The 17796-nt window shown below is 48.4% G+C and carries 14 protein-coding genes, 2 pseudogenes and 1 other annotated feature; of the genes and pseudogenes, 10 read left to right on the top strand and 6 right to left on the bottom strand.

Annotation, left to right across the window (positions count from 1 at the left end; all coding sequences use genetic code 11):
- Positions 1–36: 36 nt before the first annotated feature.
- Positions 37–879 carry an SPL family radical SAM protein gene (locus CBW46_RS03695; RefSeq protein ID WP_089198708.1) on the top strand — a complete coding sequence of 281 codons (843 nt, stop codon included), beginning with the start codon at positions 37–39 and terminating at the stop codon, positions 877–879.
- A 247-nt stretch (positions 880–1126) separates the two neighbouring features.
- Here the strand turns inward: CBW46_RS03695 and CBW46_RS03690 are convergent, their stop codons facing one another.
- Positions 1127–1447: a hypothetical protein gene (locus CBW46_RS03690; protein WP_089198707.1), complete on the bottom strand. Its 321-nt coding sequence runs from the start codon at positions 1445–1447 to the stop codon at positions 1127–1129.
- A gap of 314 nt (positions 1448–1761) precedes the next feature.
- Positions 1762–1978: a binding site (T-box leader), on the top strand.
- 56 nt (positions 1979–2034) lie between these two features.
- Between CBW46_RS03690 and CBW46_RS03685 the strand changes: the two genes are divergently transcribed.
- The 5 genes from CBW46_RS03685 to CBW46_RS03665 all read left to right on the top strand — a co-directional run bounded on the left by CBW46_RS03685 (position 2035) and on the right by CBW46_RS03665 (position 7914).
- The gene (locus CBW46_RS03685; protein WP_243633200.1) at positions 2035–2820 is read left to right on the top strand and encodes a class I SAM-dependent methyltransferase; all 786 of its coding nucleotides are present in this window, start codon (positions 2035–2037) and stop codon (positions 2818–2820) included.
- Between the two features lie 230 nt (positions 2821–3050).
- On the top strand, positions 3051–3524 hold the full coding sequence (locus CBW46_RS03680; protein ID WP_089198705.1) for a MerR family transcriptional regulator: 474 nt from the start codon (positions 3051–3053) through the stop codon (positions 3522–3524).
- Between the two features lie 19 nt (positions 3525–3543).
- Positions 3544–4416, top strand: a complete 873-nt coding sequence (locus CBW46_RS22135) for an SRPBCC family protein (RefSeq protein WP_089198704.1) — start codon at positions 3544–3546, stop codon at positions 4414–4416.
- A gap of 602 nt (positions 4417–5018) precedes the next feature.
- The gene (locus CBW46_RS03670) at positions 5019–7295 is read left to right on the top strand and encodes a bifunctional 2',3'-cyclic-nucleotide 2'-phosphodiesterase/3'-nucleotidase (protein WP_089198703.1); all 2277 of its coding nucleotides are present in this window, start codon (positions 5019–5021) and stop codon (positions 7293–7295) included.
- Positions 7296–7704: 409 nt separating this feature from the next.
- Positions 7705–7914 carry a hypothetical protein gene (locus CBW46_RS03665; protein WP_089198702.1) on the top strand — a complete coding sequence of 70 codons (210 nt, stop codon included), beginning with the start codon at positions 7705–7707 and terminating at the stop codon, positions 7912–7914.
- A 125-nt stretch (positions 7915–8039) separates the two neighbouring features.
- Here CBW46_RS03665 and CBW46_RS03660 read toward each other — a convergent pair whose 3' ends face one another.
- Positions 8040–8666, bottom strand: coding sequence for a YfbR-like 5'-deoxynucleotidase (locus tag CBW46_RS03660; protein ID WP_089198701.1), 627 nt, complete (start codon positions 8664–8666; stop codon positions 8040–8042).
- Positions 8667–8998: 332 nt separating this feature from the next.
- On the bottom strand, positions 8999–9553 hold the full coding sequence (locus CBW46_RS03655; RefSeq protein WP_089198700.1) for a general stress protein: 555 nt from the start codon (positions 9551–9553) through the stop codon (positions 8999–9001).
- Between the two features lie 526 nt (positions 9554–10079).
- Between CBW46_RS03655 and CBW46_RS03650 the strand changes: the two genes are divergently transcribed.
- Positions 10080–11123: an NADH:flavin oxidoreductase gene (locus CBW46_RS03650; RefSeq protein WP_207802239.1), complete on the top strand. Its 1044-nt coding sequence runs from the start codon at positions 10080–10082 to the stop codon at positions 11121–11123.
- Between the two features lie 245 nt (positions 11124–11368).
- Complete coding sequence (locus tag CBW46_RS21620; RefSeq protein WP_243633152.1) at positions 11369–12433, top strand: glycerophosphodiester phosphodiesterase family protein; 1065 nt, start codon at positions 11369–11371, stop codon at positions 12431–12433.
- Between the two features lie 8 nt (positions 12434–12441).
- Here the strand turns inward: CBW46_RS21620 and CBW46_RS03640 are convergent.
- Positions 12442–13279: pseudogene (locus CBW46_RS03640) on the bottom strand (NAD(P)-dependent oxidoreductase); the annotation flags it as partial.
- 807 nt (positions 13280–14086) lie between these two features.
- On the opposite strand from CBW46_RS03640, the gene CBW46_RS22005 reads away from it, so the two are divergent.
- Both CBW46_RS22005 and CBW46_RS03635 read left to right on the top strand, forming a co-directional pair.
- Complete coding sequence (locus tag CBW46_RS22005) at positions 14087–14203, top strand: glycerate kinase (protein ID WP_165842186.1); 117 nt, start codon at positions 14087–14089, stop codon at positions 14201–14203.
- Between the two features lie 150 nt (positions 14204–14353).
- Positions 14354–15340 carry a 2-keto-3-deoxygluconate permease gene (locus tag CBW46_RS03635; RefSeq protein WP_089198699.1) on the top strand — a complete coding sequence of 329 codons (987 nt, stop codon included), beginning with the start codon at positions 14354–14356 and terminating at the stop codon, positions 15338–15340.
- A gap of 202 nt (positions 15341–15542) precedes the next feature.
- On the opposite strand, the pseudogene CBW46_RS21615 reads toward CBW46_RS03635, so the two are convergent.
- Positions 15543–15951: pseudogene (locus CBW46_RS21615) on the bottom strand (thiamine pyrophosphate-binding protein); the annotation flags it as partial.
- Positions 15952–16065: 114 nt separating this feature from the next.
- Positions 16066–17730, bottom strand: coding sequence for a glycerol-3-phosphate dehydrogenase/oxidase (locus CBW46_RS03625; RefSeq protein WP_089198698.1), 1665 nt, complete (start codon positions 17728–17730; stop codon positions 16066–16068).
- Positions 17731–17796: the final 66 nt, after the last annotated feature.

Here is a 17796-nt window from a genome sequence, read left to right as displayed (position 1 = left end):
ATCGCCTATGCGGCCGGTGTCTAAGAGGTGAGAATTATGCGAGTTGACATCCATGAGATTCTTGCGAAGAAAATCCTTACGGAAGCAACGGGATATTTGGACGTTGGATTTACGCATTCATTGAATCCGTATAGCGGCTGTGCGTTTGGGTGCAAGTACTGTTACGTACAGGAAATGCCGATCCAAGCATTCAGAAAGGTGCCTTGGGGAGAGTGGTTGGACATCAAAACAAACGCTGCAGAAAATTACCGAAATGAAATGCTAAAGCTGCGAGGAAAAAACAAACCCGTGAATATTTTTCTGTCTTCGGTGACAGATCCTTACCAACCAATTGAACGAAAAGCTAACATCACACGTGGTGTATTGGAAGCAATGATTGAATTGCCTCCTGATCTTCTACAAATCCAAACCCGGAGCCCGCTCATTACAAGAGATATCGATTTGCTCTTACAATTGAAAGAAAAATGTGATGTCCTTGCATCGATGACGATTGAAACGGACCGTGAAGATATCAAACGAATCTTTGCTCCGTATGCACCCGGAATTCGCTTGCGGATAAAAGCTTTAACACAACTGCATGCCGCGGGAATCACAACTCAAGCTTCGATATCTCCCGTACTGCCGTTCACCCCCGACTTTCCCAAATTATTGAACGGCATCGTGGATCATATTTGGATCGACACCCTCAACATCGGGGACGGAGCACTGGGGAAGCGCTCGAAGAGACTGGGAATGCCCGCATTGTTTGAAGAACATGGACTATCCGAGTGGTATCAAAATGATTTGCATGAAAAGGTGGAGAAATATTTTTCCAAGTATTTTCCGAGTGAAATCATACGGGTTTCTAAAAAAGGAGCCTTCCCAAAGCTAAAATCTTGAATTCAAGCCCATGGCGAGTAATTGTTAGCTGACAGCACCCGCAAATGTATGGATCAAATTGGGAATTTATTTATCACCTGGTTATATTCGAATTCTGCATCACCGCGTGCCGTGTGGAGCGGGTTGGCGTTCCACTTTACCGCGTGCAGGCGAAGTTTGTAACGCCAAAAGGCCACTCGAGTGAGTGACCTGTGACTGTTTTCGGCGAGGGCGATGGACCTGCCCCGCGGTGTTCAGATCTGCACACTCATTGCGTCCGGTTGGGCTGATCGCCAAACGCTGGATTGCCGGCGAGCGGCGTAAGCGCTGGGCTGCGAGGAGGCGCCACTGCGAACGGGACTGCACCCGCGGGTTCGGCGGGCTCATTGGCATTCTCTCGTCTTCGCCGTTGCGCTTCGAACAGCTCAGCTTGCAAACGATCCGCTTGCTGAATTGACATTTCAAACACGATTTCATTCTGATTATCTGATGCCGTTATCAGCACGTAGGTCTGAGATTCAGCGGGTGTTACATTGCTTATTCTCAAGTTCATGTCCCCAACGTCATACCGTACTCTCATGCCAAGCATTTGCGATACCTCCTCAGAAGAAAAATCCATTACTTACTATGCACCGATTGGGCAAACATATGCATGTCCCCGTCACCGCAAGGCTTCTCGCCAGAACAAGCCACTAAACGGGGAGCCTCGTTTGAGGCGTTTCCCACTGGCACAAAATCGGGGAGCCTCGTTGAGGCGTTTCCCATGGCACAATCCCCCCCTAGCGCGCAAGCCCGACCGCCCACCTGTCGTTATACGCGTAATGCCGTTGGGGCATAAACATGTCATTTCTCGCTTGCAAAACGCATAGTTATTGTTTATAATTTCCAAAAATCTAAAAATAACCTAATTCGATGACGAAGAGAGTAGTTATGTTGAGGTGCCATTCAGCGAATCAGGGACGGTGCGAGCCTGATGCAACCTCCATAATGAAGCCCACTTCCGAGAAATGTGCTTGAAAAACAAAGTAAAGGACATCGGGGACAACACCCCGTTAACAAAACAGAGGATCAGCAATGGTCAAATTAGAGTGGTACCACGGGCATCAATCTCGTCTCTTTGCGGAGACGGGATTTTTTTATTTTTATACACCAAAGGAGGCGCCCCGCTTGAATAACGTGTCCAATTATTACGAGATGATCGACGAAGATTCACGGTTCTCCAGGAATTCTAGAAAAACCGAATTTCTGACAACGACGCATGTCCTGGATGAGATTTTACCGCACGGTGCAAAAATCTTAGACGTCGGTGCTGGAGCTGGAGCTTATTCTTTTCACTATGCAGCACGGGAACATGAGGTGGTAGCGGTTGATCTAACACCAAAGCATATTGAGATAATCAGGGAGAAAAGTAAGCAAACTGGGATAAAACTCGAAGCCTATGTTGAAAATGCCACCGATTTAAGCAGGTTTGAAACTGGCGTGTTTGACTTGGTCACGTGTTTTGGCCCAATGTACCATCTCACGGACGTGAATGATCGATACTGCTGCATTAGGGAATGCTTAAGAGTTTTGAAGACAGGCGGTCATCTGGCGATAGCTTATATAAATAAATACTCTGTCATACCGATGCTTGCGACAAGGGACCAAAAGTTTATTCGCGATAGCGTGATTGACAAGGTACTAACCGACGGTGTCATTTTCGCAGGTGATCAAGATTGTTTTTGGACGGATGCCTATTTTACCAGCCCAGATGAGATTGAACGATTATTGGGGGCATACGGTGTCACGCCCGTTGATCATGTCGGGACGGATGGGATAAGCCACACCATACAAGAATATGTCGACAAGCTCTCTGCAGAGGAGTTTGATGCGTGGCTCAGTTATCATTTTCAAACGTGTAGAGAGAGAACCATATTAGGAATAAGCACGCACGGCCTATATATCTGTCAAAAAAATAGATAGCTGCTTGTACTTTAATTTCTCCCAGTTCTATACCATTTCCATCCGGATCATGGGAAACCGCAATAGTACCCCAATCAAACTGTATACTGATTTCACTATGAAATTGTTCATTCGTGGCGGGATTACGGTACAATACAATTATTGTTGTAATTTCTTCTTGCACCTTACGTAACGGCATGTTTTACACTAAAAACACCGGTAAACAGCTAGCGCCGAAGAAAGGAGTGGTTATGCCGCATCGTTGGAAAGTAGGAGATCTTGCCAAATTAACCGGACTTACAGTCCGCACCCTTCGATTTTACGATCAGATTGGATTATTTTCACCATCCGGGCATTCCGATAGTGGTCATCGGTTGTATAACGAAGCCGACATCAAGCAACTGCATCAAATCTTATCATTAAAAGATTTGGGCTTATCGCTTGAAGAAATTCAGTTGGTACTTAAAGGCGATACGTATACCCCGTCTGACATCGTAAATATTCAAATTGAACGGGTCCGGACAAATATTTTAACCCAACAGAAACTTCTGGCTGCACTCGAACGCGTCGCTGAGCGAATGAACCAGCAGGAGCCACCTTCCGTTGACGAATTTATTTCACTGCTGGAAACAATGAAGATGAGCCACGAAAAGTATATCATTGAACATCGGCTGAACTGGGAACACCATTTTGATGAGCTTGGCGATTTTCTGAACAGAAATTGATTTTAGGAGGACTCATCTTATGCAACAGCGATTTACGACTCACACTACATTTCGCATTGAACGCATTTACCGTGCCACGCCTCAACGAGTATTTTCAGCATGGTCGGACCAGAGCGTCAAAGCTCGCTGGTTTCAGCCTGCCGAGGTATTCGACTTCCGCGTCGGGGGTCGAGAATTTAGTCAGGGTGGCCCTGCAGGCGGGCCTGTCTTCACCTTTGACGCTTATTTTCAGGAAATCGTACCCAATGAACGCCTGGTGTATTCATATAGTCTGGACCAAGGGCAAATCCGGATATCAGTTTCCATCGCTACCATTGAATTGGTCCCGGCTAGCGAGGGTACTAAACTAGTTTTTACAGAGCAGGGAACGTTTTTCGACGGCCATGATACGCCGGAACAACGTGAGCACGGGACAAAACAATTGCTGGACCTTCTGGGAAAATCTCTTGGGGAGAGTAATGCAGAAAAGTTCGAACTGGTATCTCGTCGTAAGCTTGATGCGCCTCGGAATTTGGTCTACCGGGCTTGGACGGATCCGGAACTACTTGCCCAGTGGTGGGGGCCTGACGGTTTCACGAATACGTTCCACACATTCGATTTAAGGCCCGGAGGAGTCTGGGAGTATACGATGCATGGCCCCGATGGTGCAGACTATCCGAACCGAAACGTTTTTCAAGAAATCGGCCCCGAATGTATTGTGCTGCGGCACGAGACCGGACATCACTTTATCCTCACTGCTACATTTAAGGACGTGGATGGTGGGACAGAAATTACTTTCCGTCAGACGCTCGAATCGAAGGAAGATTACGACAAGCTTAAACCCATTTGCGAAGAAGGGAATGAACAAAATTTAGACAGGCTCGGATCGCTCTTGAAGAGGCTTTACGCATAGATTACAGAATAGGCAGGCGTTAGAGTTCACGAACATATGTATAAAGCGTCCTAATTTATTCATAACCTTTACAGTAACAGATTTGTGAAGTCACCTTTTCCTAGCAGGGGTACAGCCAACAAAACGCGAAAACGTACGCGAAGGTATAATTGTTGGTTAAAGCGCTTACGCGTAAAAACAGGGCTGCCATGGCAGCCTGTTCAGCCTGTAGACAAACCTTCCCTAAAGAAGGGCCTACGGCTTTTTCATCGCATAAGCACAGCATTCCATTTTTGGGGGAATTGGTGTACTGAGCAAGGAATCTCATTAGTGTCATTGGATCAATTGGTCCCACGAGACCATTGCGTTTGTGTATGACTTGAACAAGACAAGTACAGCATGGAAACAGGGCGGCCTAGCGTCGACCCGTTGTTTTAGTAAAATTGCGCTTATGTAATACATGTTTAGGATCCGCTCCATGAGGCAGATCATAAGGAAATTGAAACGAGCTTGTATGAACAAAAAATTTACAAAACATACATGTACGCTTTAAATGTATTTCACGTTTATTCCTTAAACTGATAGTCGACAACTCTAACAGTGATGGGAAGGGGATTTAATTTATGAAGCTTTTACGTAGCAAACATCTTGTCACAAGCAAGCTCGCTTTGTCGCTAATCGCTGGCTTGCTCGCGCTGCCCGCACCGATGCATGCAGAAACGGCACCACTGGCGCAAGCCGGAAACGTTCATCTCCGGTTAATGGAGACTACGGACATCCACATGAACCTTGTTAACTATGACTACTATACCATGCAGCAGACCGATACCTTCGGTCTGGCAAAGACGGCATCTTTGATTAAGCAGAAGCGGGCGGAAGCACAAAACAGCATGCTTTTCGATAATGGGGACTTGATCCAGGGTAGCCCGCTGGGGGATTATGTGGCTCGAGTAAATCCTCTGCCAGAAGGAGCCGTCCATCCGGCATACAAGGCGATGAACCTTCTCGATTATGACGCCGCTACGCTTGGGAACCACGAGTTCAACTACGGTCTAGCCTTTTTGGAAAATAATTTGAAGGGCGCTAACTTCCCTTATGTTTCTGCCAATGTGTTTAAAGATGATCATGATAACGATCCGACTAACGATCAACCGTATATCGAGCCTTGGAAGATCATTGACAAGGAAGTGGTCGACGAAGCAGGGCACAAGCACATACTGAAAGTGGGGGTTATCGGCTTCGTGCCGCCACAAATCATGCAGTGGGACAACAGTCACCTGAGCGGCAAAGTGATCGCCAAGGACATTGTCGATAGTGCCAGAATTTATGTCGATCAAATGAAAGCTGCGGGAGCAGACATTATCGTGGCACTTGCCCATACCGGGGGAGGCGACAAAACCGATTATAAGCCGGGTTCGGAAAATGCCGGATATGCATTGGCCGGAGTTGCTGGAATAGATGCGATCCTTCTGGGACACACACATACCACGATGAAGGAGTCCAACTATAATGGTGTGGCCATGGTGCAGGCTGGGGGATGGGGGGACCATCTCGGCGTGATTGATTTAAAGCTTACTAAGGACGGAAGCGGCAGGTGGGTCGTGCTTGACGATCAAACGGCTGCCAATGCTTACTCCATTTTCACAAGGCAAAATGGCGCGGTGATTCCGAACGTGGATGCCGATCAGGATATACTCGATGCCGTTGCAGTGGAGCATGACGGAACGGTGCAGTACGTGCAGCAGACGGTAGGTACAACCAGTGCGCAAATATTCAGCTACTTCGCCCAGGTGCAGGACGATCCATCCATCCAAATTGTGACGCACGCTCAAAAGTGGTATGCCGAACAAAAACTGCAGGGAACGGATTGGCAAGGTCTCCCCATTTTGTCTGCCGGGGCTCCGTTTAAACTGAACACCAATATACCCGCCGGAGCAATCAGTATCAAAGATACCGCTTCTTTATACCAATTTCCTAACACCGTGTCGATGGTCAAAATGAGCGGTGAACAAGTAAAAGAGTGGCTCGAAATGTCCGCCGGTCAGTTTAATCAGATTGATCCGAACAGAGCGGACGAACAGCCTCTCATCAATGCAAGCTTCCCGTCCTTCAACTTCGATGTGATAGATGGTGTGACATACCAGATCGATGTTACCCAGCCGGCCAGGTATAACACGGACGGTAATGTGGCGAATGCGGCCGCTAGCCGGATCAAACAGCTGCAATGGAATGGACAACCGATCGACATGAACCAGGACTTCGTCGTTGTGACCAACAATTATCGTGCGGGTGGCGGCGGTAACTTCCCCGGCATTCACAATAATCCCGGTTTGGAGAAACTTAATTTCCCCGACGAAAACCGGCAAGCACTAGTGGATTTTATTAAGTCGCAAGGTACAATCAATCCAACGGCTGATAGAAACTGGACTTTCACTCCGATCGACGCCAGCGTCAACGTAACGTTTACCGCCTCCGCCGAAGGCAAAAACTTGATCGGTGCCAACAGTATGCTGCAATACGTAAGCGAGACATCGTCACCGGGGACGGCAAAGTATGCGATCAAGCTGAGTGGAACGTCACCGCGTGACGAAGTGTCCCAGGCCCGGATATCTCTAGAAGGGCACAAAAAGGTGCATGCAGGCAAAAAGTTTGATTTGCATGTGAATTTAGCCGAGTCGAATAAGGTGGATGCGGCGTCTGTGACCTTGAAATTTGATCCGCAGCTGCTGCAAGTGCTGGACGCGAACCCGCATATTGCGGGTATCCAGGTAAAACACGGTACGAGCGCCGAGGGAGCAAACGTTAAATATGAAGTGGACAATGCTGCCGGAACAAATAAAGCTTACGGCCACAAACCTGGGAGACCTGCGCCGGAGCGAAGGGAAGGAAGCGATGGGTAAGATTCGTTTCCTTATATCCAATCGGGCTGCAGGTAAAATTAGCATCGCGGCTCACGGCTCGGTCCAGCTGGCAGACATAAACAATAGCACGCTTCCTGTTAAGATTGCATCGTTTGTAGCCGATGCAACGCCGGGAGTGGGTGAAAAGGTAAGCTAAGTCTGGATCTCGCCGGCAGCCCGCAGGGTACTCGCCTGACTCCGCTCCGGGGTCAGGCTGTTTCGTTATGCCGTTCGCCTACAAGCAATTTGGTGAGCTTCTTTCCATTCAGGCGTCTCAACGGTAAATAGCCCGTGTAATTTATGGTCAACGAGTGGATACATATGGTGAACGAAACAGGCGATGCCTTCCAAGACATCGTGAGGTCCATTCAACAAGTCGCTACTGGAATCGGAGGAACTGTCTGCGATCGTGCAGCAAGTCAACGCCAGCGCGCAGCGGATGGGGCAACTCATGGCAGGAGTTGCATCCGTCGCCGAACAATCAGCGGCAAACACACAAAACGTCGCGGCGGCCGCCAAAGAACAGAACGCCTCCATGCAGGAAGTGTCGGCGTTGGCTGACGATTTAAGTAAGACGGGAGAAGATTTGCAACCTGCATTAAACAATTTTAAGGTGTAGACAAAAAAAGAAGACTTCGTGGGGGAGGCCGCTAAAAAGTCCCTCGGTCCACGGACCTGCTGTAACAGCAAAAAGACAACCAGTTATCCAAATATCTGGATAATGGTCGTCTTTTAGCCCACTGGCTAAGCCAAAGCTTCTTCCGTGATCTTCCTGATATCAATAGAAGACATGCTTTCTTCACTTACCATGTCGGGCAAAATATGTTCCAAAAAATATTTCACGCAATTCAAATCAATATTTTTTATTTTTCTAAGAGCATTGCAATACATTTTTACAAACTCCTGTTCCGTATTCCCTCTTTGCAGTTCAGCGAAGGCTTCGTAAACCTGGTCCATTTTATCTGCAACTTCCAGGATCAAGCCTTCCACAGAGTCATCCTTACCCTCACGAAGCTGGTTGCAAAAAATCGCTTTGTACTCTTCAGGAATATGCTCTTCTATAAAGTTATTCACCATTCCTTCTTCAACTTGCTGAATCAACAATCGGAGTTCAGGTGAAGCGTGCTTAACAGGCGTTTTAATATCACCTATGAAAATTTCGCCGTAATCATGGCTACTGGTAATTTCGTAGAGCTTTTTCCAGTTGATTACTGAGCCGTTCATCTCTTCGATATTGGCGAGCGTTTTGGCATACTGGACTACCTTCCATGAATGAGCCGCTACGCTATGCTCTTCAAATTTAAATTTTCCCGGGCAACGAGTGATTCTTTCCAATTCATTTAAAGATCGGAAGTAAGTATGAATTCCCATAGCGACTTGTCCCTCCTGATGCGTCTGATGTTGTATGCAAACTGAGCACTCGTTGAAAGATGCTTTTGCGTTCAATAATTTAAATATAAACCAGGTTGATTAAACGTGAATTAAGCGACCCGCTCTCTTTTGTAAAACGCGGCGGTAATCTACTGGATTTCCATTGATGTATGTGCAAAGGGGAAAAATGTGTTATTGTCTTGGCCAACGCAAGTCCAGTAAAAAGGATGATTGAAGTAAATTCGCGCGTACTGACAACCCGGGGGAAAAAGAAAGAAAACGGTCCAAACGGCCGTTTTCTTTCGTTTCCATTGTTCTATTGTGTTTATCGCTTATCGTGGGGTGATGTCATGCGGTCCATGTCCGTCGGCCGATGGGACTCCGTCTGCAGTGTAACTGCGGGAGTTCAGAGAATTATTGCTCCGAAAAGTATTTATCACTTTGTCGTCATGGAGCCCACTTCTCTCAACCAACACCAATATTTTGCCTTCCTGTACGTGACGTTCATAGTCTCGCGCTTCAACCTCCGGAATCCCGGCGCCCATTAAACCACCGACTAAACCACCGGTTCCGGCCCCAACGGCGGCGCCGGTTAAAGTAGCCGCGATTGGGCCAGCCGCAACGATCGGGCCTACACCCGGAATCGCCATTGCAATTATACCCAACGTAAGACCGGCCAGCCCGCCTAACACGCCGCCGGTAGTCGCCCCCGTAACAACCCCCTCGCGAGCCTTAGTGCCGGTTTCATTTTGTATCTCATCCAAATCGCTTTGGTTTTTACCTATTACGGAAATGTCGTCCGCATTATAACCTTGTTCTTTTAATTGCTCAATGGAACGAATGGCTTCAAGTTCCGTGTTAAATACTCCTACGAGCTGTTTACTCATCTCAAAAACCTCCCTAGCTCTAAGATGGATTTTGGCCGCTTGTGTTGAAGCGGGCCTTTCGTGTTCGCGGTCTATTACCCCTTGCGCATAACAGCTAAACAAATAGACCAGTGGATCCACTGACGAACTTCATTTAGGGAGCAGCAGCGGAATTCACTTTTCTGATACTCAAATAAACATCAGGACAAGGCTGCCGGCGATATTAATTCAATACCAAAACCTTATCCTTTGAAATTCAGCAAATAAAAACAGCCAAATGCCGACCAGCACCACAGATGCATTGTGTTGGGGCTGCAGTTGACTCGGATAAATTTGTGCTGAGGCGTGTTTTGATGCGCTGGGGCTGGTTTATGAAAGCGGAGCGTTTTCAGCGATGTCGGAACTTTGACCGTATGGTCAACAATTGATATGATGATCATATGATCTGATGCTGAGGAGCTTGCTGCTCATCTGCACAGGGGCGCGAAAATTGGAGAAATCAGGCAAAGAATTAATTTACATACTTTAAAATAAGTTGGAGGTCATTATGAGCTATACTGAATCTGTTCAAGCCTTGTTCAAACCATTTATATTCGGGAAAAAGACTATACCTAATCGCATTGTGATGGCACCGATGACCCGACAGTTCTCTCTCGACGGAGTGCCGGGTTCGGATGTGGCTGCCTATTACCGTCGCCGGGCTGAAAACGGTGTTGGTCTTATTGTGACAGAAGGTACGGTGATCAATCATCCGGATTCGTCGAATCAAGTTAACGTACCGCACTTCTATGGTGAAGCTGCAATAAACGGTTGGGCAAACGTAGTCACTGCCGTACACGAGGCGGGCGGAAGTATCATACCGCAGATTTGGCATATGGGCGCACGAGGCAATGTCGGCGATTACTCACAAGCGGAAATCGCAGAAATCGTTGAAGCCTTTGCACAGGCAGCATCCGACGCCAAGAGGCTTGGCTTTGACGGCATCGAGCTCCACGGCGCACACGGATATTTGATCGACCAATTCTTCTGGGAGAAAACCAACCCGCGCACCGACCGGTATGGCGGTGACATGGTTGCACGCACCAGCTTTGCAGTAGAGGTCATCGAAGCTTGCCGTCGTGCGGTCGGCCCGGAATTTCCCATCGTGCTGCGATATTCGCAATGGAAGGGCACTGACTATACGGCGAAATTGGCTGAAACGCCGGCATTGCTGGAACAGTTCTTGGCACCATTAGTCCATGCTGGCGTTGATATATTCCACTGCTCAACTCGCCGTTTCTGGCAGCCTGAATTCGAAGGCTCAGATCTAAATCTTGCTGGCTGGACAAAAAAACTGACGGGGAAACCAACGATTACGGTTGGGTCGGTTGGTCTTGAGGGCGCTGATTTCATGAGTCTCTTTACCGAAGGCAAGGGAGCAAGCAACGCTAATATCGACGGGCTGATCGAGAGGCTCGAACGTGAAGAATTTGATCTGGTAGCCGTGGGAAGGGCATTATTGGTTGATCCTGCTTGGGCAGACAAGATTCGCGATGGCCGAACAGAAGCATTGATCCCTTTCACGTCTGAGGCAGTGAAAACACTGCATTAATTTTTCAACTAACGGATACTTCGGTCAAATGGCAGCAACGGCACGGTTTTATGCCGCAATACTCGTTGCAGGAACCAAACCACCGCTCTGAAAGTGCGAGCTGCTGCTGTCAGCGCCTAACCATATCGTGCAGCATTGGCAAGACATTTTCATGAGTTCACATAATCTTATCATTGCGTTGACTTAAAATTAACAAACTTCCTTTAGCCTTAAACTATCAAATCTAAAGGGAGATGCATGCGAGAATGAAAAAAAGCGTGATAGTCGGATTAACCTGCCTATCTGTTTTGTCTTCCGCCACTCCGTGGGCGGCAATCGCTAATCCTGCTAGCCAAAACACGGTAACGGACAATCAGCAATCGACACTACGGCCAATTGCCAAGGAAGTTGAGGTCATTGCACACCGCGGTGCATCAGGCTATGGTCCCGAGCACACTGTAACAGCGTATAAGCAGGCCGTTAAGATGAACGCGGACTACGTGGAACTTGATCTGCAGATGACCAAGGACGGGCAATTGATTGTGATGCATGATGAATCCTTGGCCAGAACGACCAATGCCGAGCGGCTTTATCCTAACCGTGCTCCATGGATGGTCAAAGATTTTACACTGGACGAAATTCGCCGTCTCGATGCAGGCTCCTGGTTTAACGAAGCCCATCCGGATCTGGCCCGCAAAGAGTACAGCGGCCAACGTGTTATGACGCTGGCAGAAGTCATTCAGTTGGTTAAGCAACAGGAGAACGATAACAATGGACAGCGTGACAATGAGCAAGGTGAGCATAGCAACGAGCATCGCCAACGCGATAACGAGCACGGCCAACACGATAACGAGCACGGCCAACAAGGACAGCATCGCAAGGAGAACGGCCCGCACGACAACGAACACAAGGGGCAGCAGCAGAAGGTAGGCTTGTACATTGAAACCAAGGCGCCGGAAGTGTATGCCGGTATGGAAGAGAAACTGATCTCTATTTTGCAGCAACACAATGCTTTTGAAGGCAGGTCCGTCATGCTCCAATCGTTCAGTGAGGACAGCCTGCACAAGTTGAAAACTCTCGCGCCGAACGTGCCGCTCATTCAACTCTATGAAAAGAGCACACTCGAGGGTAAAGATCTGCATGCTGAGTTCAAACGTATTGCCGAATATGCAGCAGGCGCAGGTCCGGACAAGGAGCTGGTGACGCCAACTTTCATGGCTGCGGCGCACGAGAACAAGCTTCTGGTCCACCCTTGGACTGTGAACGCGCAAGACGACATGACCGCCTTGCTGTCTTTGGGCGTTGACGGTGAGTTCACCAACAATCCTTGAGAAGCTTCTTCTATACAACGGATTAATGCCGTCCAATCTAATTCACCATAACCGCGTGCAATTCCTTCACCAAAATTTGTTTGGATAAGATCGCCCAAAGGTAGAGGCGCATCGACGGCCTTAGCAGCCTTTATAGCCAGTTCAACGTCTTTCATCCCTAGCTTCATTTTAAAGCCGGCTGGTTCGAAACGGCGTTCTGTCATTATCATGCCATAGTTTTGATATACCGGGGACTGGCAGAGTGTATTCACGACGTCCATAAACCTAGCGGGTTCCACGCCGTACTTTTCTACCATTAATTGCGCTTCGGCTAAAGCTTCCAGCATGGAAGCAATCAGGAAGTTTGCGCCTATTTTAACTATATTTCCTCCTTCACTATGATCCCCGATCACAAATATCTCTTGACCTAACGTTTCTCTTGTTTCTTTCAGGAGCTGCCAATATAATGCGCAATTTAGCTGCTTTTGCTGCATCCGGACGTCCGAGTACCGTAGTCGATACCAGATGTTGCGATCGTTCTTGATGAACGGCTAATAACTTGCGAGCCATCTCCACACTAATCGTACTCGCGGATATATGAATTCCTTTTTCCGGTAATCCATTCAGAAGTCCATTGGGTCCCATAACGACCTGCTCCAAAGCCGCATCGTCAGAAAGCAGCGTAATGACAATATTGCTCTCTTTTGCCGCATCCAGCGGAGTTTTGGCATACCGGGCTCCCTGTGCAATGAAGGACTCCACCTTTTCATAGGTACGATTATATACGGTTAACTCATAGCCTGCGTTCAGCAAGTTTTGTGCCATTGGAAACCCCATATTACCCCATCCGATAAATGATATTTTCAACTGTCCTCTTTCCATTCTCCGTGTAGTTTGTTATTTTAGTGATTTATCGAATAACATAACGGCTGCAATAACAATAATACTCGCCATCTGGCCATCGTTTCGTCTACTAGTTCTTAAGCTGTGTCATATGTCAGCATGTTCTGTGGCTCTTTATTAGCGTGAAAGCGCCATTTGCTTTGATACGGAGTATACAAAAATCTATCAAGTTTAAACGCTGTTTTTTGTTCATATTGACCGAAGATTTTTATCGATTAGTTATGTACACTAATTTGTAACTCACACATTTTAACACAAGTGGCGGTGATAGGCAGAAAAATTATGATTGCGCCGGACTTCCTTTACAGAAAGCGTGTATGCCGCCGCGGCCGCAGATGCGATTGAAAAAGGGATTAAACGGTACCTGCTTGACGTAAAACCGTTTTGTTAACGGTTGCAGATGGTGGCGCAGGGACGATGGGGTAGAATGGCAGTGGCATCAAAGGGCACCAAGGTCGATTTACCGTGTGCAGGCCCTGCAGGGAATCCGGTGAAAGCGATGTGACTTGCGCTGTGAGAGGTAAATTTGCGTTATTGAGATGGCCAGCGCATTCGGTATGGTTCTAGTACCAAAGCTCAGTTAAACCCGCCGGGCACAACAACCTATGGAACGGGAGAGCTGATTAAAAAAGCCCTGACGAGGCTGTCGGTAACTTATTGTTGCCATTTGTGAAAGCGCTATAGATGATGGGGGCATCGGCATGCTGCAGCGCTTGGAATGCAGTTGCTGGCATGTTCAGGTCAAGCGGTAGGGTATGGTGGACAAGCACTATGCAAGATAAAAAAATGGACGATACCGGTTGGGATAAACGGATTGCCGAATCTGCTTTCTTAATTGCAACCGATGTGCAAAATTCATGGGTGGGCATTCAAGGCTATGGTATTTAAAGCATACACAGTATTGTAAGTGGTCCATGACATTACAAGAGGCTATGGAAAATGCCTCCGAGCTTCTTGCCCAAACAACGGAGCAAGTTATGCGAAACCTATTATAAGGGTTAGAGGGAATACATCTACGTACTAGAAGGAGAAACCATTATGCAATTAAAAAGAGCGATTGAAAAAGTACCGGGAGGAATGATGGTTATCCCGTTGCTGTTGGGGGCATCGATCAATACTTTTTCCCCTCACACGGGCGAATATTTTGGATCCTTTACAGGGGCTTTATTTACAGGCTCATTGCCGATCTTAGCCGTATTTTTCTTTTGTATCGGGACCACCATAAATTTCAAAGCGACTCCCTATATTCTAAAAAAGGGCGGGGCTCTGCTCCTGACAAAGATAGGGGTTGCGGCCTTGGCGGGCATTGTCGCTACTCAATTGATTGGGCATGATCCAAGCACGACGGTACTTGGCGGTTTATCCGTGTTAGCCATTGTTGCCGCTATGAACGATACCAACGGTGGTCTTTATATGGCGCTAATCGGTCAGTTCGGCAAAAAGGAAGACGCGGGGGCTTACTCGCTCATGAGTTTAGAGTCCGGCCCATTCTTGACCATGGTTACCTTGGGGATAGCAGGCCTCTCTTCTTTTCCGTGGCAAACGATGGTCGGAGCCATTCTGCCTTTGCTTGTTGGAATGGTTATCGGCAACTTGGATAAAGAGCTTCGGGAGATGTTCAGCAAAGCGGTACCTGCTGTAATTCCGTTTTTTGCATTTGCATTGGGCGCAGGCCTTGACTTCAAGAAAGTTGCACAAGCCAGCTTCACAGGTCTGTTTTTGGGCATTGCTGTGGTAATAGTTACAGGAGCAGCACTCTTTTTCGTAGATAAAATAACAGGTGGAAACGGAATAGCCGGTTTGGCCGCCGCCACTACTGCCGGTAATGCCGCCGCTGTACCGGCAGCTGTAGCCGCCGCCAACCCGGCGTATAAGGAGGTAGCCGCTTCTGCAACGATAATGGTTGCGGCCAGCGTCATTGTAACCGCTGTTCTGGTGCCGTTCATTGTCGCCTGGTATGCTAAGCGAATCGGGACAATAACGGTGCGCAGTACCGAGCCCAGCGCGGTTCAGAGTAACACTTAGTCTTTGAACTAAGAAAGAAGTGGTACGACTGCCGTATGAAGAGATAGAGATGAAAACTCCCTGCTGTACGGAAAAAGAATTTGCCTACAGAAGTGCCAGACCATCCGTGATCATAGAACCGCATCAGTTTGCACGGTATGCAGGAGGATAAATCAGCCGTTTTGGAGACTGTCAGGCGTCCCATTGGTTTGCCGCCTCTGACGGAGATGGTGACGGCGCTTTGCAGCGCTATCGTAATCGGACGGGGCATTTCTTTGGCGTGGTGACCGCCTCGCAATAGTGGCTGCAGTCCCTGAACAGATCCTCCGGACTAGTTGCTTGAAAATAGTCGCTGGCGATCTCGTCGCTTGGAATCTGCGCCGCGATCGCCAGCACCGGTATCCCGTTGCGGAACAGTCATACAATCCGTTTAACAGATGCATGTGCCGGGACCACTGCTTCCCGCGCACGCCGCAACGGTCACGTTGGCGCCGGCAACCTCCTCATGGCGCACCCGGAACGGCGAATGGAGTCGAGCAGGCATTCAGCGAATCCCCAACGATTCCGTATATCCCTTTAACGCCTGATTCAACAAGGCTGCAACTATGGATATCTGCGACCGTGTGCTTCATTGCGTTCAATTTCCCTCCCGTTTGTTCCTTGGTGTGACGTGTATTCCACAGCAATCAAACTATCCGTTATTGTGCGTTGCGCCACTGTTCAATCGCAACCCTGGTGCCAGGGGATTACCCCTTGTGCAAAAGCACCGCATCATGCAACAGTTCATCAAGCCGTGTGTGGTACTTGGCTTGTTCCTGTTCGCTCCATCGCAGCTTGGCCGCCAGATAAGCGATGACTCGCTCTTTCCACTGTTTCACCCAGCCAATGTCAAAATACAGTGCGCCTGTGCGGCGAACAAAAAAATCTTCCGGTGTGCACACCATTTCTTCCAGCATGCTGTAAAGAAGTGCACCCATCACATCTTTCGGCAGTTTGTACTGTTTCGCGTCTCCCTCGTGCTGTTCGATCAGTTGATAAACACGGTTTACATTTGATCCGTAACGTCTCGCTAAACGCTCTGAGTCCGTCTCCGACAAGCCGATTTTAGTGCCTTCCCGTGTTTTTTCTTTAACAAAAGCCTCAAAATTTTCCGAGCCGTTCACATCGCCACCGGACAGACGAATTTTCCGCGTCGTGCTTCCAGGGTAGGTCCCGTGCCCTTGCTCTTTTAACCGCGAAGCGGTCAAATCAACAATTCGTTCTGCCATTTTTCGGTATCCGGTCAGCTTACCGCCGGCAATACTAAGCAAGCCGGAGTCTGAGATAAAGATTTCGTCCCTACGTGATAGCTCAGAAGGCGACTTGCCCTCTGCGTGAATTAACGGCCGTAATCCCGCCCAGCTGGACTCCACATCATTTGCGGTCAACCCCAATGTTGGAAACATAAAATTGGTCGCGTGCAAAAGGTAGTCTCGATCTTCTGCGGTCATTTTGGGATGCGCAATATCACCCTTATAATCCGTATCTGTTGTTCCAATATACGCCTTTCCATCGCGAGGAATAGCGAATATCATACGGCCGTCGGGCGCGTCAAAGTAGACGGCCTGTCTGAGCGGAAACCGGCTACCATCGATAACCAGGTGAACGCCTTTGGTCAGATGTATGTATTTCCCTTCCTTTGATCCGTCTTTTTCCCGCACCTCATCAACCCAGGGCCCGGTAGCATTTATTATCTGTTTGGCCCGGATCTCATGTGTTTTACCAGTAAGTTGGTCTACGCCAGCCACACCCACGACTCTTGCGTCCTCATATAGTAACTGTTGTGCTTTCACATAATTGATAGCCGTTGCGCCACGAAGCACAGCTTCTTTCATCACCTCAATCGTGAGGCGTGCATCGTCCGTGCGGTACTCCACATAATAACCGCCACCCTTGAGTTTATCTGTGCGTAGTAGAGGCTCGCGGTGAACTGTTTGCTCTTTGTTCAGCATCACCCGGCGTTCATGTTTTCTTACGGCAGCCAATATATCATACACGCGTAGTCCAACCGAGGCCGCAAGCTTACCATACGTCCCGCCCTGCAGCAGTGGGAGCAGCATCCACACAGGTGTGGTGACATGAGGAGCATTTTCATACACGATCGCACGTTCCTTACCAACTTCGGCAACCAGTCTGATTTCCAACTGCTTCAAGTAGCGCAGTCCACCGTGTATCAGCTTGGTCGACCGGCTGGATGTGCCTGCGGCGAAATCCTGCATCTCAATCAATGCGGTTTTCATGCCGCGTGCTTGCGCATCCAGCGCAATTCCCGCACCCGTGATGCCGCCGCCAATAACCAGCAGGTCGAATGAACCTGTTTCCAGTTCACGTAGAATATGCTGTCGATTTGTGCTAGAAAACGTCTGTGCCATTTGTTGTTAACCCTCCTGTGATATCCTGTGAGTTGCAAAGGATATGCTAGCCTGCGTTGCGGTTAG

It is taken from the genome of Paenibacillus xerothermodurans (assembly GCF_002220865.2).
Lineage (GTDB): Bacteria > Bacillota > Bacilli > Paenibacillales > NBRC-103111 > Paenibacillus_S > Paenibacillus_S xerothermodurans.
This window is presented reverse-complemented; position numbering and strand designations above follow the sequence as displayed.